This window comes from Kitasatospora sp. NPDC088742 (genome assembly GCF_055584905.1).
Map to the genome: position 1 here is coordinate 1 of NZ_JBVJLD010000122.1, position 1,025 is coordinate 1,025.

1 protein-coding gene is annotated in these 1,025 nt (G+C 42.6%); it reads left to right on the forward strand.

Annotation, left to right across the window (positions count from 1 at the left end):
* On the forward strand, positions 1-1,025 hold a 1,025-nt coding region (locus tag ACZ6ZR_RS38710; RefSeq protein ID WP_465650729.1), incomplete at both ends, for a M20/M25/M40 family metallo-hydrolase.

A 1,025-nucleotide genomic window follows, 5' to 3' on the forward strand; every position in this document is an offset into this window, starting at 1 on the left:
AAATTTGCCTTTCGACTAAAAGATAAATTGTTAACGCTTCCATATTTTGAGAAGCACCCAGACTTGATTGAATTACATGATGCAGGACTTGGCAGAAATGCAGTGACAGCCTTCTATAAGCATCCAACCGCAACTGAAACCGTTGTGTTAATCAGTCACTTCGATACCGTGCATACAGAGGAATATGGTGAACTAGAGCCGTTAGCCTTTTCTCCAGAAGAACTAACGAAAAAGCTAATGGAACCTAAATACCTAAAAGATTTACCAGAGGCAGCTCGCATTGATTTGGCGTCTGGGAATTATTTATTTGGACGCGGCACAATGGATATGAAAATGGGTCTTGCCTTACACATGCAGTTGATTGAAAAGGCAAGCTTTGAGCAATGGCCGATTAATTTAATTTTAACAACGGTTCCTGATGAGGAAGTCAACTCTGCTGGTATGAGAGCGGCTGTTGTGGAACTGGTGAGACTGCGGGAACAGCATGGCTTAACCTATAAATTATTTTTAAATAGTGAGCCATCGTTTTCACAAGGGCCTTCGGATACGAATGAATATATTTATTCAGGTACAATTGGTAAAATCATGCCTGCTGCTTTGTTCTACGGAAAAGAGACACATGTTGGTGAGCCATTAAAAGGGATGACGGCTCCCTTTATCGCTTCCTATATGACACAGCATATGGAGTGGAATCCCCTTTTCCGTGAAACAGATTTAGGCGAAAGCACACCACTACCCGTCTCTCTACAATTAAAAGATTTAAAAATGGAGTATTCTACACAAACACCATACCGTGCGGCGGCGCTTTACAATGTCTTTTTGTTAAAACGTACAGCGGCTGAGGTGATGGCTATTTTTGAGGAAGTTGCGTTACAGGCAATGGCTGCTTGCAATGCGCACTATCAGGACATTTGTACACGCGAAAATGTGCAGGGTGTGGGCAAGGTAAAGGTCTTACGCTACGAGGCATTATTGGAGCATGCGATCCATAAGTTAGGAGCTGAGGAAGTACAAGCGATTAAGCA